We start from the raw sequence: 20,459 nt of genomic DNA on the forward strand, positions 1-20,459 counted from the left end.
GTCGCGCGATCCATCAGATCGCGACGATGGCCTGGATGAAACTGGTGGCGTTGCGCGGGCCCTGGACCCGCACGGTGATCCGGTAATAGACCTGGCTGGACTGGCGCAGCTTCAACGCGCTGGACTTGGAACTGTTGGACACGGCGGCCGGTACGGTGGGCGCGGCTTCGCAACCCGAGGCGTCGGGGGCGCCCGCATTCGCGCACAGGCGGTGCACCATGAACGAGACCTGGTTGCCCTGCGCATCCGCTGCCAGCGTGTTGGCCAGCCCGATGGCCGCCTGCGCGTCCCAGAACGACTGCCAGGTCTGCGTGGCGCTGGGATCGGCTCGCGTGGCGCTGTAGCTGTACAGCGGCGCGGTGTTGGTGGGGCTCTTGATGATCGTCTGGTAGAGGCTGTTGACCAGTACCGCAGGTGCGGTCGATGGGTTGGCCGCGTTGGCGTCGGGCTGGGTGGCGGTGGTCTGCTGCTCCAGCCAAGCCACCGCGCGCTCGACGCCGACGTCAGCGGCTTGCACCACGGCCTGCTGGGCCGCCAGGTTGCCGGCCACGCGGTTGCTGCCGAACACGCCGCGCATCATGCCCACAGCGGCCAGCGACAGCGCGGCCAGCACGATCAGCGCCAGCACCAGCACGAGGCCGCGCTGCGGCGCCCGCAGGCGCAGAGGGGGGTGCGGGCGGGGGGTCAGCATGACGTGAACGCCGGCTCGGTCGCGCCGGGCATGTTGCGCAGCGGGACGGTGGTCTCGAAGGTCTTGTAGCGGTAGTTGCCGGCGTCGCTGCCACTCAGCGTGATGGGGACGCTGGCCTGGCCCGACCAGATCGGCGCGGATGCCGCGACGGCGCTCGTCTCGGGCTGCCGGTTGCGCGCCACCAGCGTGAGGCTGATGCCCACGATGCGGGTGAGGCCGCACCAGGCGGTGGCGCCGCTCATGGCCGGCGTCGTCTGGTTGTAGGTACCGGCCTGGCCTGTGCGCGGCGTCGAGGTGTCCTGGGCATACATGGCGCGCAGGCTGACGACGTTGTCGGCCACCTCCGTCCAGTTCGCGGCAGCGGCGCTGGTGCAGTCCTGCGACATGTAGTCGCAGGACGTCAGCCGGCCACCGCGCACCGCGTAGGCGACGAAGCGCGGCGCGGGGCCGTAGTTGTAGACCACCCCGTTGGCGGCGGCGGCCACCGCGGTCTGCACGGTGATGGTGGTAGGCGTGGGCGACGCGGCCAGGCCGGTGAGCGTCAATGCGCAGGGGGTGGCGCGCGCCGGCGTCGTCACGATGACGCGGTCCGTCACGCGGAAGGACGACGGTGCCGTGACGGCATAGGTGGCCGAGCTGGTCTGCGCACTGATGAGCGCCCCTTCGGGCGAGCTCTGACTGGAGCCGTAGGCGATCAGCAGCACGTCGGTGTTGGCATCGCCCGCGGGTATGCCGGCCGGGTTGATGAGCAGCGGCGCCAGCAGTGCCACGGTATTGCCGTTGCCCAGCGCAAGCTGGCAGCCCAGCAGCTGCGGGCTCATCAGGCCCTGGCCGGCCTGACGCAGGTCGCGCTGCAGCAGGCTCAGCGCGATGGCGCCGGTGGTCTGCGCGTCGTCGCCGCCGGTGGTGGAGCGGCGCATGCCTTCGGACAGGCGGAACATCTGCATGACGACGATGACGGCGACCATCGCGACGACGAGCCCCACCAGCAGCTCGATCAGGCTCAGGCCGCGCAGCGGCGCAGGGGGAAGTGGGCGGCGTCGCATCATCGGATCTCGTTGACCAGCACGATCTTGTGGGCCGGGTCGGCGGCCGGCTCGCCCGGCGCCTTCCAGTAAACGGTGATGGTCACCTGGCTGCTGGAGGTCAGCCCGGTAGCGGGCGCGCTGGCGCCCGCCACGATGGCCGGCAGCGGCTGCACCTGGGCCAGCACGACCGTGGGCGGGTTGGCGACGGCGCCGGGCAGCGCGTTCGCCACGCGGGCGTTCCAGGTGTTGTACCGAGCGCCGCCGGAGCCTGAGCTCGTGAAGGCGGCGTTGAGCGTGGCGTAGTCGCGGCTGGTCAGCCACATCTGGCCCAGCAGGTCGTTGGCCAGCAGCGTCGCGTCGGCGCGGTACTTGGTCTGGCTGGAATCACGCGCGGCGCGTGCCTGCAGTCCCACCAGGCCCAGCACACCCAGCGCGAAGATCAGCAGCGCGATCAGCACTTCCAGCAGCATCACGCCGCGTTGGGGGCGGGAGTTGGGCTTCATCGTCAGCAGGCCTGCGGGTCGCCGCTGGCCATGTTGGGGTTGCACATGCGCACCTGGCCGGCCGGCGAGACGAGCAGGCGCAGGCAGGTGATGGGCCCGCCGCTGGCGGCGCAAGCACCGGCCGGCGAGGTGATGTCGATGCTGACCGTGGCGGCGGAGGTGGCCGGCGCGGCGACCGCCTGGCGGCCCAGGCCGTTGAAGACCACCGCGCTGTCCGAGCCCAGCACGCTCACGTTGCCCACCTCGTTGGCCCGCTTCATGAGGATGCTGGGCGCGGTGGTGTCGCTGGGAGCGAGGTCGCACTGGCCGGCGACCGAGTCGGTGGTCGTGTCGGCGTCCACCGCGTCGACCACCCAGTTCGTGCCGCTCGTGCTGAGCGTGCAGTTGGCATCCAGCGTGGTGGTCAGCTGGAAGCGCACCTGGGTGTTGCGGCTGGTGGCTTCGCTCTTGGCATATTGCAGCCCGGCTTGCAGTGCCTCGGCGGTCGAGCGGATGCGCACGCCGGCGATCCAGTTGCCGAAGGTGGGAATGGCCATCGCAAGCGCAATGCCGGTGATGGTCACCACGACCATCAGCTCGATGAGGCTGACGCCGCGCGACCGTCGCAGGTTCAGCACACGCCGCCCTTGTTGATGATCCAGCAACTGCTGTTGCCGGTCCAGCCCGACACGCCGGTGACCGTGCTGCTCTTGCTGCCAGACTGGTTGACGCTGTAGGCGAAGCCCGTCATGGCGCCGCTGCCGGTCGCGGTCAGCGTGTAGGCGCTGGCGGTGGCCGAGCAAGTGAACGTGAAGTACTTGCTGCTGGTGCTGTCGGTCGCGCAGGCGGTCGCGCCCGCGTAGGTACGGTTGTCCTGGAAATACTGTTCGATCTGCACCTGCCGTGTCGACAGCCCTGAGGTCGCGTCAGGGATGCGGCCGCGGGTGACGTAATCCTTGTACTGCGGCAGGGCCACGGCAGCCAGGATGGCGACGATGGCCACGACGATCATCAGTTCGATCAGCGTGAAGCCGCGTGAGGAGGTCGTGCTGGGCATGTGGGCAGGGGTTCGTGGTGTGACGGTATTTTGGTGTCGCCACCCGGGCGGTGCCTACCGCTCGTCGCAGCGCTTCGAGCCGTTGGTCGCCGCGGTCGCTCCAAGCGTGAACTGGCGCACGCTTGGCCTGCGGGGCCATCGCGCCCTCAGGCCGCTGTCGAGGCGGTGTCCACCGACTGGCGTGGGTCATCCTGGGCGCGTCCGCGAGAGGATCGGTGTTTCCCCTATCATGGCGCCCTTTCTTCCCACGCCACCGCGGTGACCCCTGCACCCCAACCTCTGATCGAACTGCGCAACGTCAGCTGCGGCTACGGTGACCGCGTGATCCTGGATGGCGTCAACCTGAAGCTCGAACGGGGCAAGGTGCTGGCGCTGATCGGCACGTCCGGTGGCGGCAAGACCACCGTGCTGCGGCTGCTGGGCCGCCAGCTGCGCCCGCTGTCGGGCCAGGTGTTGTTCGACGGGCAGGACCTGGCGCCGCTGGATCTGAAGGCGCTGTACGCCGTGCGTCGGCGCATGGGCATGCTGTTCCAGTTCGGCGCGCTGTTCACCGATTTGAGCGTGTTCGAGAACGTCGCCTTTCCCTTGCGCGAGCACACCGACCTGCCCGAGGCCATGGTGCGCGACCTGGTGCTGATGAAGCTCAACGCGGTGGGCCTGCGCGGCGCGCGCGACCTGATGCCCAGCGAAGTGTCCGGCGGCATGGCGCGGCGCGTGGCGCTGGCGCGCGCGATCGCGCTGGACCCGGACCTGGTGCTCTACGACGAGCCCTTCGCCGGCCTCGATCCCATCTCCCTGGGCGTGGCGGCGCGGCTGATCCGCGACCTGAACGACGCACTGGGCCTGACCAGCATCATCGTCTCGCACGACCTGCACGAAACCTTCGGCATCGCCGACGAGGTGGCCATGGTGGCCAATGGCCGCGTGGTGGCCCAGGGCACGCCCGACGAGCTGCGCCGCAGCGACGACCCGCTGGTGCGCCAGTTCGTCGGTGCCCAGCCGGACGGACCGGTGCGCTTTCATCAGCCCGCCAGTCCTGTCGCCGAGGATTTCGGGGTGCCGGCATGATGGCGCTGGCCACCCGCATCGGTGCCGGCGTGCGGCTCAAGCTGGCCGACGTGGGCGCGTCCACGCGCCTGTTCTTCGGGCTGCTGGCCCGTTCGCCCAAGGCGCTCGCGCGCTTCGTACTGGTGCGCGAGCAGGTCTTCTATCTGGGCAACCGGTCGCTGTCCATCATCGGCGTGTCGGGCCTGTTCGTCGGCTTCGTGCTGGCGCTGCAGGGCTACTACACGCTGCAGCGCTACGGTTCGGCCGAGGCGGTGGGCCTGCTTGTCGCGCTCAGCCTGGTGCGTGAGCTGGGGCCGGTGGTCACGGCACTGTTGTTCGCCGGCCGCGCGGGCACGTCGCTGACGGCCGAGATCGGCCTGATGAAGGCCGGCGAGCAGCTCACCGCGATGGAGATGATGGCCGTGGACCCGCTGCAGCGCGTGCTGGCACCGCGCTTCTGGGGCGGCGTCATTGCAATGCCCTTGCTGGCCGCCGTTTTCTCGGCCGTCGGCATCATGGGTGGCTGGTTGGTGGCCGTGCCGCTGATCGGCATCGATGCCGGCGCGTTCTGGTCGCAGATGCAGGGCGGGGTGGATGTGTTCGCGGATGTCGGCAACGGCGTCGTCAAGAGCCTGGTGTTCGGCGTCACGGTCACCTTCGTCGCACTGCTGCAGGGCTACACCTGCAAGCCCACGCCGGAAGGCGTGTCGGCCGCCACCACGCGCACCGTCGTGCTGTCGTCCCTGGCCGTGCTGGCGCTGGACTTCATGCTGACCGCGATGATGTTTTCGATTTAAGAGAGTCAGGGAGACCCAGGATGCAATCCTCTCGACATGACGCGTGGGTGGGGCTGTTCGTGCTGCTGGGCGGCGCGGCGGTGCTCTTCCTCGCGTTGAAGGCAGGCAATCTGCTCAGCCTCAATTTCGACGCGACCTACCAGGTGTCGGCGCGCTTCGACAACATCGGCGGCTTGAAGCCCAACGCGGCGGTCAAGAGCGCCGGCGTCGTCGTGGGCCGCGTGGATTCGATCAGCTTCGACGACAAGACCTTCCAGGCCAAGGTCGTCATCAATCTGCAGAAGGCCACGCTGTTCCCCAAGGACAGCTCGGCCAAGATCCTGACCTCGGGCCTGCTCGGCGAGCAGTACATCGGCCTGGAGCCTGGCGCCGAGGAGAAGAACCTCGCGGGCGGCGACGTCATCATGCAGACGCAGAGCGCCGTGGTGCTGGAGAACCTGATCGGCCAGTTCATCAACAGCAAGGCGTCCGACATGGGCAGTGCCGCGCCGGCCGCCGCATCGGGAGGCAAACCGTGAGCCATGTGATTCGTTGGCTGGCGACGTTGTCGCTGGCGTTGGGCCTGGCGGGTTGCCAGACCGTGCAGGGCGTCGGGACGCGCATCGACCGCGCGCTGGACAAGGTCATGGGCTCCAAGGGCCAGCGGCTGGACCCGTGGGAGTCGTGGAACCGCAAGGTCTTCGCCTTCAACGACAAGGTCGATGAGAACGTGCTCAAGCCCATCGCGACGGCCTACTCCGAGATCGTGCCTTCGCCTGTGCGCACCGGCATCGACAACTTCTTCGGCAACATCGGCGATGCCTGGTCGGCCGTGAACCTGATGCTGCAGGGCCGCTTCAAGGCCGGCGTCGAGCAGGGCATGCGCTTCGCGGTGAACTCCACGCTCGGCCTGGCCGGTGTGCTGGACATCGCGACCGAGGCGGGCCTGGAAAAGAACAGCCAGGACTTCGGCAAGACGCTGGGCAAGTGGGGCATGGGCACGGGCGCGTACATCGTCTGGCCGCTGTTCGGCCCGTCGTCGGTGCGTGACTCGCTGGCGCTGCCGGTGGACTGGCAGGCGTCGCCCGGCGTGCTCTTCGACGACGGCCGCAAGAAGGTCGGCATCACCGCGCTCAGCCTCGTCAACACGCGGGCCAATTTCCTGCGCGCCGGCGAGATGCTCGAAGGCATCGCGCTGGACAAGTACACCTTCTATCGCGACGCCTACCTGCAGCGGCGCGGCAGCTTCGACGACGAGGGTGACGACGAGGTCGAGGTGCTGGTGCCCGGCAACGGTGCGGCCGCCGGCCAGGCCGCGGCTGCACCGGCTTCGGCTGCCAGCGCGACGCCGGCCGCGACGCCTGCGTCCGCCGCGCCCGTGGCCACCGTCAAGAAACCCGCAGAACCCGCCTCCGCCGCCACGCGGTGAACCAAACCCGGGGCTGGCGCGTTGAGTGGCCGTCCCCGTTAGAGAAAGCGACACCATGACTCTGCTGACCTCCCTGCGCCGCCTGCTGGCCGTGGCCACCCTGGGGCTGGGCCTTGTGCATGCGGCCCACGCCGCTGACGCCAGCGCCCCTGACCTGCTGATCCGCCAGCTCTCGCTGGAGACCATCGAGGCCGTCAAGGCCGACAAGGACATCCAGTCCGGCAACATCTCCAAGATCATCGCCCTGGTGGATGCCAAGGTGATGCCGCACATCAACTTCACGCGCATGACCTCCTCCGCAGTGGGCCGCTTCTGGCGCCAGGCCACGCCTGACCAGCAGGCCAAGCTGCAGGCCGAGTTCAAGACGCTGCTGGTGCGCACCTATGCCGGCGCGCTGACGCAGGTGAAGGACCAGACCATCGGCATGAAGCCGCTGCGTGCGCAGCCCACCGACACCGAGGTGGTGGTGCGCACCGAGATCCGCGGCAAGGGCGATGCCATCCAGCTCGACTACCGTCTGGAAAAGGCCGGCGCCGAGTGGAAGATCTACGACGTCAACGTGCTGGGCATCTGGCTGGCGGACCAGTACCGCAACAGCTTCGCCCAGGAGATCGGCGCCAACGGCATCGACGGCCTGATCAAGAGCCTGGCCGACAAGAACGCCAAGGCTGCTGCACCGGCGGCCAAGGGCTGATCTTGAGTGCGCTGAAGCTGCCGGCCCGGCTGCGCATGGACGATGCCCGGGCAGCCTGGGCGCAGATGTCGCCCGCGCTGCGGGCCGAGGCGGCCCAGGTGCTGGTGGCGGCAGGCGGGGAAGTCCGGCTGTCTGCCGGCGCGCTGGCCGATTTCGATTCCTCGGCGCTCAGCCTGCTGCTGAGCGCGGCGCGCCAGTGCGGCGAACAGGGCCTGACGCTCAAGCTTGATGACGCCCCGCCCAAGCTGCAGGAGCTGGCCCGGGTGTACGGAGTGGCCGAGTTGCTGTGGCCTGCCGCAGTCGCACAGGGCGGCGGCGGCTGACGGGCGCGCGCTGCCGGCTTGCTGCTATTTGCCGGGTGCCGACACGCCCGTGGGCGTGGCCCTGTTGCGCAATTCCGCCGCCAGTCGCTGCTTGTCCTCCTCGCTGAGCGAGGGGCCGCAATCCTTCTTGGGCATCAGTGAGCCGATCTGCGTTTCGCGGTCGCAGCGTGCGTTGGGGGTCGCTTCGGCCGCTGCCGGTGCGGTCGCGCGGGTCGTGTCGGCACAACCGGCCAATGCAGCCAGGGCCAGGATCGGGACCAGCGAAGCACGCAGCATGAGGGCGCCGTTGGCAGGACAGAAGGGCCGCCATGTTCCAGGCGGCCCTTTGCTGCGGTGTGAACGCCGTGTCAGGCCGAGTAGCGCTTGGCGCGCAGGTTCTTCTTGATTTCCTGAAGCATGGGCCGCAGCTGCTGGCCCAGCTTCAGCGCAACGCCCGTCGTCAGGATGTCCACCGCAATGAGGTGCAGCAGCCGCGACACCATGGGGCTGTAGCGGTCGAAGTCCTCGGGGTGGTCCACCGCCAGCAGGATCTGGTTGGGCCCGAGCGCCAGTTGCGCCAGCGGCGACGCACTGGCGGTGATGATGATGATGGCGGCGCCCTTTTTGCGCGCGATCTCGGCGGCGTCCAGCAGGTCGCGGCTGCGGCCGGAGTTGCTGATGATGACGGCGCAGTCGCCCGGCTGCAGCATCGTCGCGCTCATCAGCTGCACGTGGCCGTCGCTTGTGGCCACCGTGTTGACGCCCAGCCGGAAGAACTTGTGCTGCGCGTCCTGCGCGACGATGCCGGAGTTGCCGACGCCGTAGAACTCGATGCGCCGGCCGTGGCGGGCCGATTCGGTCAGCGCGTCGATGGCGCGTTCGAACGCGTGGCCAGCGGCGTCGTTGCGGTAGTGCAGCAGCGCCGAGACGGCGTTGTCCACCACCTTGACGATGATGTCCGACGTCTTGTCGTCTTCATCGACCGCGCGGTGCACGAAGGGCACGCCTTCGTTGACGCTGCCGGCCAGCTTGAGCTTGAAGTCGGCCAGGCCGTCATAGCCCACGCTGCGGCAGAAGCGCACGACGGTGGGCTTGGACACATGCGAGCGGTCGGCCAGCTCGCTGACCGGCAGGCTGGCGAACGCGCGGGCATCGGCCAGCAACAGCTTGGCGACGCGCTGCTCAGCCGGCGGCAGCGCGGGGAGGGCGGCTTTGACGCGCTCCAGGATGCTCATGTCAGCGCCCCGCTCAACGGATGCGTTGCGCGACCCTGCGCGGCGGCCCTCATTGCTCTTCCGCCCACGAGAAGCCGTCGCGCGCGACCAGGGCGCTCGCGGCAGCAGGCCCCCAGGAGCCTGAGGTGTAAGGGCGCGGACCGCTCGGATCGGCGGCCCAGGCGTCCAGGATGGGCTCCACCCAGCGCCAGGCCTGCTCCTGCTCGTCGCTGCGCACGAACAGGTTCAGCCGGCCGGCGATGGCGTCCAGCAGCAGCCGCTCGTAGGCACCCACGCGCTGCGCGGCGAAGGCCTTGTCGAAGTCCAGGTCCAGCGACACCGGCGTCAGCTGTTCACCCTGGCCCGTGCCCTTCTGCGCCAGCAGCTGCAGCTCCAGCCCATCCTCCGGCTGCAGCTTGATGACGAGGCGGTTCGGCTGGCTGCCGCCCGGGAAGATCTTGTGCGGCACAGGGCGGAAGTTCACGACGATCTGCGCGTCGCGCGCCGCCAGCCGCTTGCCGGTGCGCAGGTAGAACGGCACGCCGGCCCAGCGCCAGTTGTTGACCTCGGTGCGCAGCGCCACGAAGGTCTCGCAATGGCTCTCGGGCGGCACCTTGACCTCGTCCAGATAGCCCGGCACGACCACGCCCTCGATGTTGCCGGCGCGGTACTGGCCACGCACCACGTCGCGGGCGACGCTGTCGGGCGTGAAGGGCTTCAACGAGCGGAGCACCTTGAGCTTCTCGTCGCGGATGGCGTCGGCGTCATTGGCCGACGGCGGCTCCATCGCGATCATCGTCAGCAGCTGCAGCGCGTGGTTCTGGATCATGTCGCGCAGCGCGCCGGTGCCGTCGTAGAACGCACCGCGCGTGCCCACGCCCAGGCGCTCGGCCAGCGTGATCTGGATGTTGGCGATGCTCTCGCGGCGCCACAGCGGCTCGAACAGCGCATTGCCGAAGCGCAGCGCCATCAGGTTCTGCACCGACGGCTTGCCCAGGTAGTGGTCGATGCGGAAGGCCTGGCTCTCGGCGAACACGCCGCGCACCGCGCGGTTGATCTCCTGGGCGCTCGCCAGGTCGTGTCCCAGCGGCTTCTCCAGCACGACGCGCACCTTGTCGTGGTTCAACCCCACCGCGCCGAGCTGCTGGCAGATCTGCGTGAAGAGGTAGGGGCTGGTGGCGAGGTACAGCACCACCGTGTCGGCGTTGCGCGCGTCCAGCCAGTCCTTCAGGCCCTGGTAGTGCTCGGGCTGCGACAAGTCCATGCGCTTGTAATGCAGCAATGAAGCGAAGCGCTCGAACTCCTCGTCGCTGGGGCGCTTGCCGGCATCGACTTCGCGGAACCGTTCTTTGAGCCATTCGCGGTAGCGCTCGTCGGACTGGTCGTCGCGCGCCACGGCGAGAATGCGACCGCCCTCGGGCAGCTTGCCGTGCCGGAAGGCCTGGAACAACGCAGGCATCAGCTTGCGCCATGTCAGGTCGCCGGTACCGCCAAAGAACACGAGATCGAAGGACATCTGCGGAGGCTCCAGGCTGGCCTCTCCCATGGGACGCCAACCGTTGTGTAACTTAGTTTCGTGAAATACTATGCAGCAGTTTCTTCGCCGGGTCAATCCAGCCAGCCCGAAAGCACGCCAACCATGAACCAGCTCGACCAGCTCAAAGCCGTCACCACCGTCGTTGCCGACACGGGCAACTTCCTGCAACTGGCGCAGTTCGCGCCGCGCGACGCGACGACCAACCCGTCGCTGATCCTGAAGGCCGTGCAGTCGCCCGACTACGCACCGCTGCTGAAGGAAACCGTCGCCGCCCATCGCGGCCGGCCGCTGGACGAGATCGTGGACCACGTGCTGGTGCGCTTCGGCCTGGAGATCCTCAAGGTCGTGCCGGGCCGCGTGTCCACCGAGGTCGACGCGCGCCTGTCCTTCGACAAGGCGGCAAGCCTGGCCCGCGCGCGCCGCATCATCTCGCTCTACGAGGCCGCTGGCATCACGCGCGACCGCGTGCTGATCAAGCTCGCCTCCACGTGGGAAGGCATCCAGGCCGCCGCCGAACTGGAGCGCGAAGGCATCCACTGCAACCTGACGCTGCTGTTCGCGTTCGCACAGGCGGTGGCCTGCGGCGAGGCCGGGGTGCAGCTGATCTCGCCGTTCGTGGGCCGTATCTACGACTGGTACAAGAAGTCCGCGGGCGCGAGCTGGGATGAAGCGTCCAGCGCGGGCGTGAACGACCCCGGCGTGAAATCCGTGACGCAGATCTACGGCTACTACAAGCAGCACGGTATCAAGACCGAGGTCATGGGTGCGAGCTTCCGCAACATCGGCCAGATCCAGGCGCTGGCCGGCTGTGACCTGCTCACCATCAGCCCCGACCTGCTGGCCCAGCTCCAGGCCACCGACGCACCGCTGGCCCGCGCGCTGGATGCAGGCAAGGCCGCGCCCATGCCGGCCCAGCACCTGGACGAAGCGGCCTTCCGCTTCGCGTTGAACGAGGATGCGATGGCCACGGAAAAGCTGGCCGAAGGCATCCGCCTGTTCGCCGTGGACGCCGGCAAGCTGGACAAGCTGATTCAAGCTGCCTGACGGCCATGACGAAGCGCTGCGACCAATCGACCGTCTGGGCTGAACTGCAAGCTCACTACGCCGCGAGCGGTCGCGGCTTCGACATCCGCACGGCGTTCGCTTCGGACGCGGGCCGCTTCGAGGCGCTGTCCTTCGAGGCGCCCGAGGTGTTTGCCGACCTGTCCAAGAACCGCATCGACACGGCCACGCTCGCGCTGCTACTGAAGCTCGCGCGCGACTGCGGGCTGGAAGCCAGGCGCGACGCGCTGCTGCGCGGCGACCCGGTGAACACCACCGAGGGGCGTGCGGTGCTGCACACGGCGCTGCGCGCGCCGGCCGGCAGCGATGCACCGTTCAATGCCGAGGTGCAGGCCTCGCTGGACGCCATGCTGGCGTTCGCCGAGGGTGTGCGCTGCGGCGAGCGAGGCGAGATCACCGATGTCGTGCACATCGGCATCGGCGGCAGCGACCTGGGACCGGCGATGGTCGTGCAGGCGCTGCAGGCTTACGGCCGCCGCGACCTGCAGCTGCATTTCGTCTCCAACGTGGACGGCCACGACATCGCGCCGGTGCTGGCGCGCCTGGATCACCGGCACACGCTGTTCGTCATCGCGTCCAAGACCTTCACGACGCAGGAGACGCTGGCCAATGCGCTGGCCGCCAGGACCTGGTTCCTGGGCGCGGGCGGCACCGACGTGGCCCGCCACTTCGTCGCCACCAGCAGCAACACGGCCGCGGCTGCGGCCTTCGGCATCGACACGGCCTTCGGCTTCTGGGACTGGGTGGGGGGCCGCTACTCGCTGTGGTCCGTCATCGGGCTGCCCATCGCGCTGGCGGTGGGGGCGGCGAGTTTCCGTGAGCTGCTGGCCGGCGCGCACGCGATGGACCTGCACTTCGCGACCACGCCACTGGAACGCAACCTGCCGGTGCTGCTGGGCCTGCTGGACGTCTGGTACCGCAACTTCCACGGCTTCACGAGCCGCAGCGTCGCGCCCTACCACCAGGGCCTGCGCCGCTTGCCGGCCTATCTGCAGCAGCTGGAGATGGAGAGCAACGGCAAGGGCGTGGACCTGGATGGCCAGGCGCTGCCCTTCGGCACCTCGCCGGTCGTCTGGGGCGAAGCCGGCACCAACGGCCAGCATGCCTATTTCCAGATGCTGCACCAGGGCACGGACGTCATCCCGGTCGAGTTCATCGCCGTGAAGCGCGCCCACTACGGCGAGGGCATCGACGAAGGCAGCGAGCTTGCCGGCAAGCTGGCCGACCAGCACCGCAAGCTGCTCGCCAACTGCCTGGCGCAGAGCCAGGCATTGATGCAGGGCAAGACGGCTGCGCAGGCGCTGACCGAGACGGCGCCCACCGCGTCCGCCACGCTGGACCGCGACGTGCTGTCCCGCCACCGCAGCTTTCCCGGCAACCGGCCCAGCACGACGCTGGTGCTGGACGCGCTGACACCGCGGTCCCTCGGCGCACTGATCGCGCTGTACGAGCACCGCGTGTTCGTCACCGGCGCGCTGTGGGGCATCAACAGCTTTGACCAATGGGGTGTGGAGCTGGGCAAGGCCTTGTGCAGCCAGTTGCTGCCGCGCCTGGACAGCGGTGACATGGCGGGGCTGGACGGCTCCACGGCCGGGCTGCTTCAGCGGTTGGTGGCGCCATGAAGATCGTCTTCGACTTCGGCGGCGTGCTGTTCCATTGGCATCCCGCCAGCTTCCTGGCGCGCGTCTGGCCGCATCGCGCCGCGACGGTGGAGGAGGGCGCAAGCGTCGCCAAGGCCTTCTTCCAGAACTACGGCGGTGACTGGGGCCTGTTCGACCAGGGCTTGATCGGTGCGGACGAGGTCATCGGGCGCATCGTGGCGCGCACCGGCTGGCCCATCGAGGATGTCGAGGCCGTGCTGCGCGCGGTGCCCGGCGAGTTGGCGCTGATTCCCGGCACGGCGGCGCTGATCACCGACCTGCGCGCTGCCGGCCACACGCTGCACTACCTGTCCAACATGCCGGAGCCGTTCGCGGACCATCTCGCCAGCGCGCACCCGCTGCACGAGTGGTTCGAGTCGGGCCTGTTCTCGGGCCGGGTCAAGCACATCAAGCCCGGTGCGGAAATCTTCCAGCTGGCCGAGCAGCAGTTCGGCGCCAGGCCCGAGGAACTGCTGTTCCTGGACGATCACCCGGCCAACGTGGATGCGGTGCTGAACCGCGGCTGGCAGGCCATCCTGTTCACGGATGCCGCGGCGGCGCGGCGCCAGCTGGTCGAGCGGGGCTTGCTGGCGGCCTAGTGCAGCGGCTGGCCGTCGGGTCCGAGTTCGTCCGGGTCCTGCGGCGGCGTGGCCGGCACGCGAAAGCTCTCGCTGGCCCAGGCGCCCAGGTCGATCTGCCGGCAGCGCTCGCTGCAGAAGGGCCGCCATTTGTTGCTGGGCGCGAAGATGCTGTCGCCGCCGCACTGCGGGCAGCGCACGATGCGCGGCTTGGGCTCGGCGCTCACAGGCACAGGGCCAGCTCGAAGCTGGTGTCTTGCGCCGCCAGCTTCAGGCGGCCTTCCTCGTCCTGGCGCATCAGGCGGATGGAGATCATCAGCCGGTGGCCCGAGATTTCGGGGATGAGGCCGAGGCTGGGGTCGATGCGCATGCGCAGCAGGTGATAGACCCGGCCCGCCGGCAGGCTCTGCTGGAACTGGCCGGCGGTGGCGGCGACCTTGTGCGGGGCGCCCGAGTCGCGCAGCAGGCCCAGCAGCACCTGCAGCGCCTCGGCCAGCGGCATCAGCGTCTGGGCCCAGGTCATCAGGTCCTTGCGGCGGCGCACCGGCAGCAGTTGCTGCCAGTTGTAGTAGGCCGGCAGGTCGAACTCGCAGGTGCCGCCGGGGATGCTGATGCGGCTGCGTATGCTCATCAGCCAGTCGTTGCTGGTCAGCGCGGCCCCGGCCTTGCCGGCCAGCGCATTCAGCCGCTGGAAGGCACCATCGATGCGGCCGATGACTTCGTCCAGCCGGGCTTCCTCGACGCCAGGGTTGCCGCGGTAGGCCTGGAACTGGGCCTTGTGCTTCTCCAGCTCCTTGAGCAGGTCGCTCTTCAGGTCGGCGCGCGAAGCGACGTCCATGATCTCGAACAGCGTGACCAGCGCGAAGTGGTGATCCAGCGCGGTCTCGCGCTCCATCAGCGCGCCTAGGCGGTCGAACAGATGTTCGAGGCGCAGCATCGTGCGGATGCTCTCGTTGAACGGGTACTCGTACAGGACCAAGGGCGCCTCGGAATGGGTCTGCGATCAGGGCGCCGTGATTGTTTCACAGCCCCAGCGTGTGGCCAGGCTCATGACCTGATTTCTGAGCGCGGTCAGCGAAATGCCATCGTTGACCAGCACGGCGTCGGCGGCGGCCCGGCGGGCCTCGCGCGTGGCCTGCGCGGCAATGGCGCCGGCGACGCGCTCCTGCGTCCAGCCGGGGCGCTGCAGCACGCGGCGGGTCTGGGTCTCGATGGCGCAGTCGACGACGAGGACGCGCGACACGCGCGGCCGCCAGCGGCCGGACTCGACCAGCAGTGGCACGTCGAAGACCACCAGGGCCGACCGCGCGGCGTCCGCCTGCGACAGCGCCTCGGCGGTGATGAGCGGATGCAGGATGGCTTCGAGACGGCGCTTGGCGGCCGCATCGGAAAACGCCAGGGCGCGCATGCGGTCGCGGTCCAGTGCACCATCGGCCGTGACGTAGCCGGGGCCGAACTGCGCCGCGATCGCCGGCATGGCGGCACCGCCCGGCAGCGTCAAGGCCCGCGAGATGGCGTCGGTGTCGACGATGCTGGCGCCGGCCTCGCGGAAAAAGCCGCTGACCGTGCTCTTGCCGCTGCCGATGCCGCCAGTCAGGCCGATGCGCATGGGCCGTGCCGCGTCAGGCCCAGCCCAGCCAGCCCAGCACGGTCTGCTGGCCGGCGAACAGGACGACCAGCCCGCCGCCGGCGAGGAAGGGCCCGAACGGCACGTAGCGGCCTTCACGCAGGCCGGCCGTCATCTTCATGAGCAGGCCCACCACGGCGCCGATGGCCGATGCGCCGAGCACGATGGGCAGGATCATCTGCCAGCCCAGCCACGCGCCCAGGGCGGCGAGCAACTTGAAGTCGCCATAACCCATGCCTTCCTTGCCGGTGGCCAGCTTGAACAGCCAGTAGACCGACCACAACGACAGGTAGCCGGCCAGCGTGCCGATCAAGGCCTGGTCCAGCGGGATGGTCCAGCCCATCAGTGCGGCGATGAGGCCGGCCCACAGCAGGGGCTGGTTGATGGCGTCGGGCAGCAGCGTCGTGTCCCAGTCGATCATCGCCAGCGCGATCAGCGCAGCGACGAACCCGCACCACAGCAGCGTGGTCGGCTGCGCGCCGAAGCGCCAGGACAGCGCCGCGAAGGCCAGGCCGGTGGCGAGCTCGACCAGCGGATAGCGCGCGGAGATGCGTGCCTTGCAGGCCGCGCATTTGCCGCCGAGCCGCAGCCAGCCGATGACGGGCAGGTTCTCGTGCCAGCGCAACACGTGGCCGCAATGCGGGCAGCGCGAGCGCGGCCTGGCGAGGCTGAAGGGCGCCAGGGCTTCGATCTTCGTGCCGTAGGCATCCACCGCCTTGGCCAGCTTGTCGGCCTCGGCCGCCGGCACGCCTGCCACGCGGGCCATGGCAGCTGCGTCGGTCAGTTGCGCGGCGGACTCATGCAGCCACTGCCGCTCCAGCATCAGCGGGATGCGATGGACGACGACATTGAGAAAGCTGCCGATGCACAGCCCGAAGAGACCGAGAACCCAGGGTGAGAGCCAGACGCTGTAGTCCACCGCCATTCAGACCACCTGGCCGAGCTTGAAGATCGGCAGGTACATCGACACGACGATGCCGCCGATGATGGTGCCCAGGATGACGATGATGAAGGGTTCCATCAGGCTGGACAGCGCCTTGACGGCCTCGTCCACCTCGTCCTCGTAGAACTCCGCGGCCTTGGCGAGCATGTGGTCCAGCGAGCCCGACTCTTCACCGATGGAGGCCATCTGCAGCACCATCGTCGGGAAGATGCCGGTGGTCTGCATGGACGTCGTCAGCGCGGCACCGGTGGAGACGTCGCGCTGGATCTGCTCGGTGGCCTCCTGGAAGACCGCGTTGCCCGAGGCGCCGCCCACGGAGTCCAGCGCTTCCACCAGCGGCACGCCGGCGGCGAACATCGTCGACAGCGTGCGCGTCCAGCGCGCGATGGCCGACTTGAACATCAGGTCGCCGAACACGGGCACCTTCAGCAGGATGCGGTCCATGCGCTTTTGCATCTTCTCGGAGCGCTTCCAGCTCTGGATGAAGAAGTAGATGCCGCCGCCGATGCTGCCGAAGATCGCCCACCAGTAGCCGACGAAGAACTTGGACAGCGCGATGATGAACAAGGTGGGTGCCGGCAGGTCGGCGCCGAAGGACTTGAACACGTCCTCGAACGCCGGCACGACGAAGATCATGATGACCGCGACGACGATGAAGGCGACCACCATCACCGCGATCGGGTAGGTCAGCGCCGACTTGATCTTGTTCTTGATCGCCACCGTCTTTTCCTGGTAGACGGCCAGACGATCCAGCAGCGCCTCCAGGATGCCGCCGGCCTCGCCGGCCTCGACGAGGTTGCAGTACAGCGCGTCGAAATACATCGGGTGCTTGCGGAAGGCGGAAGACAGGCTGGTGCCGGTCTCCACGTCCTGGCGGATGTCGTTGAGCAGCTTCGTGAGGCGCGGGTTCGTGGCACCGCGGCCGACGATGTCGAAGGACTGCAGCAGCGGCACGCCGGCCCGCATCATGGTGGCAAGCTGGCGTGTGAAGACCGCGATGTCCTTCTGCTTGATGGACTTGCCGCCGCTGACGCGGCGCTTCTTGACCTTGTTGACGAGGATGCCCTGGCGGCGCAGCGTGGCGCTGACCATGGCTTCGCCGCCCGCGCGGAGTTCACCGCGAACGATCTTGCCGTTGCGGTCCTTGCCCTCCCACTCGAAGACGAATTCCTTGATGCCTTTGGCTGCGGCAGTGGCCATGCACTCTCCTGAGGACTGACTTATTCGTTGGTGGCGGACAGGACTTCTTCGAGCGTCGTGACGCCGACGCGCACCTTGACCAGGCCCGACTGCCGCAGGTCACGCACGCCTTCCCTTTTGGCCTGCTCGGCAATGTCCATCGCCGTGCCTTCCGCCAGGATGATGCGCTGGATGGCCTCGGTGATGGGCAGCACCTGATACAGGCCGACGCGGCCGCGGTAGCCATTCGTGCAGCTGCCGCAGCCGACCGCGCGATAGGGCTTCCAGCTGCCATCGAAGTCCTCTTCGATGAAGCCGGCCTTCAGCAGCGCGTCGCGCGGGTAGTCGGCCGGCTGCTTGCAGTTTTCGCACAGCCGTCGCACGAGGCGCTGGGCGGTGATGAGCAGCACGCTGGACGCGATGTTGAACGGCGCCACGCCCATGTTGAGCAGGCGTGTCAGCGTCTTGGGTGCGTCGTTGGTGTGCAGCGTGGACATGACCATGTGGCCCGTCTGCGCCGCCTTGATCGCGATGTCGGCCGTCTCCAGGTCGCGGATCTCGCCCACCATGATGATGTCCGGATCCTGGCGCAGGAAGGACTTCAGCGCGGCTGAGAAATTCAGGCCGGCCTTGTCGTTGACGTTGACCTGGTTGATGCCGGGCAGGTTGATTTCCGCCGGGTCTTCGACGGTCGAGATGTTCACGCCCGGCTGGTTCAGGATGTTCAGGCAGGTGTAGAGCGACACCGTCTTGCCCGAGCCCGTCGGGCCGGTCACGAGCACCATGCCGTAGGGCCGGTAGATGGCGGCGAGCAGCCTTTCCTTCTCGATCTTCTCGTAGCCCAGCGCCTCGATGCCGAGCTTGGCCGACGACGAGTCCAGGATACGGATGACGATCTTCTCGCCGAACAGCGTGGGCAGCGTGCTGACGCGGAAGTCGATGGACTTGGTCCCGAACTTCAGCTTCATGCGGCCGTCCTGGGGCACGCGTTTCTCGGCGATGTCCAGCCGCGAGATGACCTTGATTCGAGAGGCGAGCTTGTCCTTGATCGCGATGGGCGGCTGCGTGATCTCGCGCAGTTCGCCGTCCACGCGAAAGCGCACCCGGTAGTGGTATTCGTAGGGTTCGAAGTGCAGGTCGGAGGCGCGCAGGTTGATCGCGTCCACGAGCATCTTCTGCAGGAAGCGCACGACGGGCGCGTCCTCGACGTCGCCGAGCTCGGCCGTCTCCTGCTGGGGCGTGGCGTCCTCTTCCGCGATGTCGAAATCGAAGTCACCGCCAGCGATGGACTCCAGCGCCTCCGCCGCGCTGGCACTGGTGCTCGCCAGCATCTTGGCCAGCTTGTCGTGCTCGACGATGACCCATTCGGGTTGCAGCTGGGTCGCGAACTTGATGCGCTCGATGACCTCGAGATCGGTCGGGTCCGCGCCGCCGACGAACAGCCGGCTGCCGCGCCGCGACAACGCGACGACCTGGTACTGCTGCGCCAGCTTCGCGTCGATGACGTTCTGCGGCATGCGCTGCGGGTCGAGGGCCGACAGGTCCAGCAGGGGCAGGGCCAGGGCGCTGGACAGCGTGTGCGCCAGATCGGAAGGCGATACCTGGCCGCTGCCGATGACCGCGTTGACGAAACTGGTCTTCTTCTCGCGCGCCTGCTTGACGAGATCCTCGGCCGCCTTGGCCGGCAGCTTGCCGGCGTGGACCAGCATGCGTGCGACCCCCGACAGGGATGACTGGTGCGGCTCGGCGAGCGGGGTTTCCACGAGCAGTTGCGTCGCTGACGACAGGGAGTGAGGTCGAACGATTGTGCCAGCCGCGATGGCGCCGGGAATCAAATGAAATCCAACGATAGCGGTAGGAACTCACCGAGATACCACGGCCCGCCAGAAATGCAAAAGCCGCGGATTCCGCGGCTTTGACTGGTCCTTGGTGCACAAGGGAATTCCTGGTCGGGGTGAGAGGATTCGAACCTCCGGCCTCTACGTCCCGAACGTAGCGCTCTACCAGGCTAAGCTACACCCCGATCTCGTTGGTTGTCAGGGCATCAGGAATGCCGCTCAACCGACTGAATTGCGAATTCTAGCAGAGATTGCGTCCACTTGTTTTGAGGCAGCAGCTTGAGGCTGTCTGCGGCGTGCCGCGCCTCGGTGCGGGCAGCCTGGCGGGTGGACTCCAGCGCGCCGGTCGCTCGCACGATGTCGACGATGTCGGCAAGCCTCTCCTGCTCACCTTCCTCGATGGCGTGGCGCAGCAGGGCGCGCTGTTCGGGCTTGGCGCGTTCCATCGCGATCAGCAGCGGCAGCGTCGTCTTGCCCTCGCGCAGGTCGTCGCCGATGTTCTTGCCCAGTTCGTGCGTATCGCCCTCGTAGTCGAGCACGTCGTCGATGAGCTGGAAGGAGGTGCCCAGGGACCTGCCATACGCGGCGCAGGCCTCTTCGACCTCGGGAGTGGCTTTGGCGAGCACGGCACCCAGCCGCGCGCTGGCCTCGAACAGCTTGGCGGTCTTGAAGCGGATGACGCGCAGATAGCTCTCGACGGTGATGTCGGGGTCGTGCATGTTCATCAGCTGCAGGACTTCGCCCTCGGCGATGACGTTGGTCGCCTCGGCCAGCACCTCCAGCACGCGCATGCGGTCCACCGACACCATCATCTGGAAGGCGCGGGAATACAGGAAGTCGCCCACCAGCACGCTGGCCGCATTGCCGAACAGCGCATTGGCGGTGGGCTTGCCACGGCGCAGCGACGACTCGTCCACGACATCGTCGTGCAGCAGCGTGGCGGTGTGGATGAACTCGACGACGGCCGCCAGCTCGAAGCGCGCCGGCTGGTCGAATCCCAGCGCATTGGCGAACAGCAGCACGAGCTTGGGGCGCATGCGCTTGCCGCCTGCGTGCACGATGTAGTGGGCAATCTGGTCAATCAGCGCCACGTCCGAGGAGAGCCTGCGGGCGATGACGGCATCGACCTGGGCCATTTCTGCTGACAGCAGGGCCAGTGCCTCGGCGACTTGGGACGGGGGCGAGGCAGTCTCGACGCGCACTCTGGACTCTCAAGCTAGGGATCGGCCCATTATAGAAACGGGCGTCGCCCTGCTTCTGAACGGCGCGGCGCGCGCGGTCGGTAAAGGCAGGCGGCGAGGCCATGGGTGGGTCGCGAGCGGCGCCGGTTGCGGT

The 20,459-nt window shown here is 68.2% G+C and carries 24 protein-coding genes and 1 tRNA gene; 9 read left to right on the plus strand and 16 right to left on the minus strand.

Features of this window, described 5'->3' with window-relative positions:
• Positions 1-13 precede the first annotated feature (13 nt).
• From ACO07H_RS07155 to ACO07H_RS07175, 5 genes are read right to left on the minus strand one after another with little or no spacing between them, the layout of a single operon-like run.
• Positions 14-691: a PilX N-terminal domain-containing pilus assembly protein gene (locus ACO07H_RS07155; protein ID WP_422012578.1), complete on the minus strand. Its 678-nt coding sequence runs from the start codon at positions 689-691 to the stop codon at positions 14-16.
• Positions 685-1,737, minus strand: a complete 1,053-nt coding sequence (locus ACO07H_RS07160) for a PilW family protein (protein ID WP_422012580.1) — start codon at positions 1,735-1,737, stop codon at positions 685-687. The genes ACO07H_RS07155 and ACO07H_RS07160 overlap by 7 nt, the downstream gene beginning before the upstream one ends.
• Positions 1,737-2,222 carry a type IV pilus modification protein PilV gene (gene pilV, locus ACO07H_RS07165; RefSeq protein WP_422012582.1) on the minus strand — a complete coding sequence of 162 codons (486 nt, stop codon included), beginning with the start codon at positions 2,220-2,222 and terminating at the stop codon, positions 1,737-1,739. The genes ACO07H_RS07160 and pilV overlap by 1 nt, the downstream gene beginning before the upstream one ends.
• Before the next feature lie 2 nt (positions 2,223-2,224).
• The gene (locus tag ACO07H_RS07170) at positions 2,225-2,839 is read right to left on the minus strand and encodes a pilus assembly FimT family protein (protein WP_422012584.1); all 615 of its coding nucleotides are present in this window, start codon (positions 2,837-2,839) and stop codon (positions 2,225-2,227) included.
• A complete protein-coding gene (locus ACO07H_RS07175; protein ID WP_422012586.1) occupies positions 2,833-3,258 on the minus strand; it encodes a type IV pilin protein in 426 nt (141 codons plus the stop codon). Before ACO07H_RS07175 ends, ACO07H_RS07170 begins: the two co-directional genes overlap by 7 nt.
• 258 nt (positions 3,259-3,516) lie before the next feature.
• Between ACO07H_RS07175 and ACO07H_RS07180 the strand changes: the two genes are divergently transcribed.
• From ACO07H_RS07180 to ACO07H_RS07205, 6 genes are read left to right on the plus strand one after another with little or no spacing between them, the layout of a single operon-like run.
• Positions 3,517-4,326, plus strand: coding sequence for an ABC transporter ATP-binding protein (locus tag ACO07H_RS07180; protein WP_422012588.1), 810 nt, complete (start codon positions 3,517-3,519; stop codon positions 4,324-4,326).
• Positions 4,323-5,102, plus strand: coding sequence for a lipid asymmetry maintenance ABC transporter permease subunit MlaE (mlaE, locus tag ACO07H_RS07185; protein WP_422012590.1), 780 nt, complete (start codon positions 4,323-4,325; stop codon positions 5,100-5,102). The genes ACO07H_RS07180 and mlaE overlap by 4 nt, the downstream gene beginning before the upstream one ends.
• 20 nt (positions 5,103-5,122) lie before the next feature.
• Positions 5,123-5,620 carry an outer membrane lipid asymmetry maintenance protein MlaD gene (gene mlaD, locus ACO07H_RS07190; protein WP_422012592.1) on the plus strand — a complete coding sequence of 166 codons (498 nt, stop codon included), beginning with the start codon at positions 5,123-5,125 and terminating at the stop codon, positions 5,618-5,620.
• Positions 5,617-6,510, plus strand: a complete 894-nt coding sequence (locus ACO07H_RS07195; RefSeq protein ID WP_422012594.1) for an MlaA family lipoprotein — start codon at positions 5,617-5,619, stop codon at positions 6,508-6,510. The genes mlaD and ACO07H_RS07195 overlap by 4 nt, the downstream gene beginning before the upstream one ends.
• A gap of 55 nt (positions 6,511-6,565) precedes the next feature.
• The gene (locus tag ACO07H_RS07200; RefSeq protein ID WP_422012596.1) at positions 6,566-7,204 is read left to right on the plus strand and encodes an MlaC/ttg2D family ABC transporter substrate-binding protein; all 639 of its coding nucleotides are present in this window, start codon (positions 6,566-6,568) and stop codon (positions 7,202-7,204) included.
• A 2-nt stretch (positions 7,205-7,206) separates the two neighbouring features.
• Positions 7,207-7,527 carry an STAS domain-containing protein gene (locus tag ACO07H_RS07205; RefSeq protein WP_422012598.1) on the plus strand — a complete coding sequence of 107 codons (321 nt, stop codon included), beginning with the start codon at positions 7,207-7,209 and terminating at the stop codon, positions 7,525-7,527.
• A 24-nt stretch (positions 7,528-7,551) separates the two neighbouring features.
• Here ACO07H_RS07205 and ACO07H_RS07210 read toward each other — a convergent pair whose 3' ends face one another.
• The 3 genes from ACO07H_RS07210 to zwf all read right to left on the minus strand — a co-directional run bounded on the left by ACO07H_RS07210 (position 7,552) and on the right by zwf (position 10,236).
• Positions 7,552-7,803: a hypothetical protein gene (locus ACO07H_RS07210; protein ID WP_422012600.1), complete on the minus strand. Its 252-nt coding sequence runs from the start codon at positions 7,801-7,803 to the stop codon at positions 7,552-7,554.
• Positions 7,804-7,874: 71 nt separating this feature from the next.
• Positions 7,875-8,735 (minus strand): MurR/RpiR family transcriptional regulator, encoded by an 861-nt coding sequence (locus ACO07H_RS07215; protein ID WP_422018604.1) that lies wholly within the window; start codon positions 8,733-8,735, stop codon positions 7,875-7,877.
• Positions 8,736-8,790: 55 nt separating this feature from the next.
• The gene (gene zwf, locus ACO07H_RS07220) at positions 8,791-10,236 is read right to left on the minus strand and encodes a glucose-6-phosphate dehydrogenase (protein WP_422012602.1); all 1,446 of its coding nucleotides are present in this window, start codon (positions 10,234-10,236) and stop codon (positions 8,791-8,793) included.
• Positions 10,237-10,359: 123 nt separating this feature from the next.
• Between zwf and tal the strand changes: the two genes are divergently transcribed.
• From tal to ACO07H_RS07235, 3 genes are read left to right on the plus strand one after another with little or no spacing between them, the layout of a single operon-like run.
• Positions 10,360-11,301: a transaldolase gene (gene tal, locus ACO07H_RS07225; protein ID WP_422012604.1), complete on the plus strand. Its 942-nt coding sequence runs from the start codon at positions 10,360-10,362 to the stop codon at positions 11,299-11,301.
• 5 nt (positions 11,302-11,306) lie between these two features.
• A complete protein-coding gene (pgi, locus tag ACO07H_RS07230; RefSeq protein ID WP_422012606.1) occupies positions 11,307-12,941 on the plus strand; it encodes a glucose-6-phosphate isomerase in 1,635 nt (544 codons plus the stop codon).
• Complete coding sequence (locus tag ACO07H_RS07235; RefSeq protein ID WP_422012608.1) at positions 12,938-13,558, plus strand: HAD family hydrolase; 621 nt, start codon at positions 12,938-12,940, stop codon at positions 13,556-13,558. Before pgi ends, ACO07H_RS07235 begins: the two co-directional genes overlap by 4 nt.
• Here ACO07H_RS07235 and ACO07H_RS07240 read toward each other — a convergent pair.
• The 8 genes from ACO07H_RS07240 to ACO07H_RS07275 all read right to left on the minus strand — a co-directional run bounded on the left by ACO07H_RS07240 (position 13,555) and on the right by ACO07H_RS07275 (position 20,260).
• A complete protein-coding gene (locus ACO07H_RS07240; protein ID WP_422012610.1) occupies positions 13,555-13,770 on the minus strand; it encodes a DNA gyrase inhibitor YacG in 216 nt (71 codons plus the stop codon). The two genes, ACO07H_RS07235 and ACO07H_RS07240, sit on opposite strands and share 4 nt — an antisense overlap.
• A complete protein-coding gene (gene zapD, locus ACO07H_RS07245; RefSeq protein WP_422012612.1) occupies positions 13,761-14,516 on the minus strand; it encodes a cell division protein ZapD in 756 nt (251 codons plus the stop codon). Before zapD ends, ACO07H_RS07240 begins: the two co-directional genes overlap by 10 nt.
• Before the next feature lie 24 nt (positions 14,517-14,540).
• The gene (coaE, locus tag ACO07H_RS07250; RefSeq protein ID WP_422012614.1) at positions 14,541-15,146 is read right to left on the minus strand and encodes a dephospho-CoA kinase; all 606 of its coding nucleotides are present in this window, start codon (positions 15,144-15,146) and stop codon (positions 14,541-14,543) included.
• Positions 15,147-15,159: 13 nt separating this feature from the next.
• A complete protein-coding gene (locus ACO07H_RS07255; protein ID WP_422012616.1) occupies positions 15,160-16,089 on the minus strand; it encodes a prepilin peptidase in 930 nt (309 codons plus the stop codon).
• A complete protein-coding gene (locus ACO07H_RS07260) occupies positions 16,090-17,307 on the minus strand; it encodes a type II secretion system F family protein (RefSeq protein WP_422012618.1) in 1,218 nt (405 codons plus the stop codon).
• Between the two features lie 20 nt (positions 17,308-17,327).
• Positions 17,328-18,995 (minus strand): type IV-A pilus assembly ATPase PilB, encoded by a 1,668-nt coding sequence (pilB, locus tag ACO07H_RS07265; RefSeq protein ID WP_422012620.1) that lies wholly within the window; start codon positions 18,993-18,995, stop codon positions 17,328-17,330.
• 237 nt (positions 18,996-19,232) lie between these two features.
• Positions 19,233-19,309: transfer RNA gene (locus tag ACO07H_RS07270), tRNA-Pro, on the minus strand.
• 21 nt (positions 19,310-19,330) lie between these two features.
• The gene (locus ACO07H_RS07275; RefSeq protein WP_422018605.1) at positions 19,331-20,260 is read right to left on the minus strand and encodes a polyprenyl synthetase family protein; all 930 of its coding nucleotides are present in this window, start codon (positions 20,258-20,260) and stop codon (positions 19,331-19,333) included.
• Positions 20,261-20,459: the final 199 nt, after the last annotated feature.

The organism is Roseateles sp., assembly GCF_965229315.1.
Classification (GTDB): domain Bacteria; phylum Pseudomonadota; class Gammaproteobacteria; order Burkholderiales; family Burkholderiaceae_C; genus Pelomonas.

What these genes read in the sequence shown, in the direction of transcription:
- pilB (WP_422012620.1), bottom strand. Translation starts at nt 18,995, where the DNA reads ATGCTGGTCCACGCCGGCAAGCTGCCGGCCAAGGCGGCCGAGGATCTC.
- ACO07H_RS07155 (WP_422012578.1), bottom strand. Translation starts at nt 691, where the DNA reads ATGCTGACCCCCCGCCCGCACCCCCCTCTGCGCCTGCGGGCGCCGCAG.
- ACO07H_RS07255 (WP_422012616.1), bottom strand. Translation starts at nt 16,089, where the DNA reads ATGGCGGTGGACTACAGCGTCTGGCTCTCACCCTGGGTTCTCGGTCTC.
- ACO07H_RS07235 (WP_422012608.1), top strand. Translation starts at nt 12,938, where the DNA reads ATGAAGATCGTCTTCGACTTCGGCGGCGTGCTGTTCCATTGGCATCCC.
- ACO07H_RS07160 (WP_422012580.1), bottom strand. Translation starts at nt 1,737, where the DNA reads ATGCGACGCCGCCCACTTCCCCCTGCGCCGCTGCGCGGCCTGAGCCTG.
- ACO07H_RS07200 (WP_422012596.1), top strand. Translation starts at nt 6,566, where the DNA reads ATGACTCTGCTGACCTCCCTGCGCCGCCTGCTGGCCGTGGCCACCCTG.
- pgi (WP_422012606.1), top strand. Translation starts at nt 11,307, where the DNA reads ATGACGAAGCGCTGCGACCAATCGACCGTCTGGGCTGAACTGCAAGCT.
- coaE (WP_422012614.1), bottom strand. Translation starts at nt 15,146, where the DNA reads ATGCGCATCGGCCTGACTGGCGGCATCGGCAGCGGCAAGAGCACGGTC.
- mlaD (WP_422012592.1), top strand. Translation starts at nt 5,123, where the DNA reads ATGCAATCCTCTCGACATGACGCGTGGGTGGGGCTGTTCGTGCTGCTG.
- ACO07H_RS07275 (WP_422018605.1), bottom strand. Translation starts at nt 20,260, where the DNA reads ATGGCCCAGGTCGATGCCGTCATCGCCCGCAGGCTCTCCTCGGACGTG.
- tal (WP_422012604.1), top strand. Translation starts at nt 10,360, where the DNA reads ATGAACCAGCTCGACCAGCTCAAAGCCGTCACCACCGTCGTTGCCGAC.
- ACO07H_RS07260 (WP_422012618.1), bottom strand. Translation starts at nt 17,307, where the DNA reads ATGGCCACTGCCGCAGCCAAAGGCATCAAGGAATTCGTCTTCGAGTGG.
- mlaE (WP_422012590.1), top strand. Translation starts at nt 4,323, where the DNA reads ATGATGGCGCTGGCCACCCGCATCGGTGCCGGCGTGCGGCTCAAGCTG.
- zwf (WP_422012602.1), bottom strand. Translation starts at nt 10,236, where the DNA reads ATGTCCTTCGATCTCGTGTTCTTTGGCGGTACCGGCGACCTGACATGG.
- ACO07H_RS07210 (WP_422012600.1), bottom strand. Translation starts at nt 7,803, where the DNA reads ATGCTGCGTGCTTCGCTGGTCCCGATCCTGGCCCTGGCTGCATTGGCC.
- ACO07H_RS07175 (WP_422012586.1), bottom strand. Translation starts at nt 3,258, where the DNA reads ATGCCCAGCACGACCTCCTCACGCGGCTTCACGCTGATCGAACTGATG.
- pilV (WP_422012582.1), bottom strand. Translation starts at nt 2,222, where the DNA reads ATGAAGCCCAACTCCCGCCCCCAACGCGGCGTGATGCTGCTGGAAGTG.